Origin of the sequence: Pauljensenia sp. UMB3104 (genome assembly GCF_030217285.1) — a bacterium.
Lineage (GTDB): Bacteria > Actinomycetota > Actinomycetes > Actinomycetales > Actinomycetaceae > Pauljensenia.
This window is the reverse complement of record NZ_JASONN010000149.1, coordinates 1-326: the sequence shown is the minus strand read 5'-3', so window position 1 is coordinate 326 and position 326 is coordinate 1. Positions and strand designations below refer to the sequence as shown.

General features: G+C 63.2%; 1 protein-coding gene. It reads left to right on the top strand.

Annotated features, from left to right (window positions below):
- Positions 1 to 326 (top strand): S8 family serine peptidase (locus tag QP415_RS11140; RefSeq protein ID WP_285100106.1); only part of this gene is annotated, 326 nt, incomplete at both ends.

Here is a 326-nt window from a genome sequence, read left to right as displayed (position 1 = left end):
CGATGACGCGCTCATCATCAAGCCCGACGTCATCAACCTGTCCCTGGGCGATGACTCCGGCATGAGCAGTGACGCGGGCAGCGTCTTCGCTGGTGTGTACGAGAAGCTCGCCGCCGCTGGCATTACCGTCAACGCGGCGGGTGGCAACGCCTTCTCCAACGCCTACGGCAACAACTCCGGCCAGAATAAGCCGTTCGCGACCGACCCCGACACGGGTACGCTCGGCGAACCCGCCTCCTACAAGTCCACCCTGGCTGTTGCCTCCGTCGACAACCAGGAGGCCCTGTCATACGTGAGCCTGGGCGATCGTAAGATTGCCTACCGTA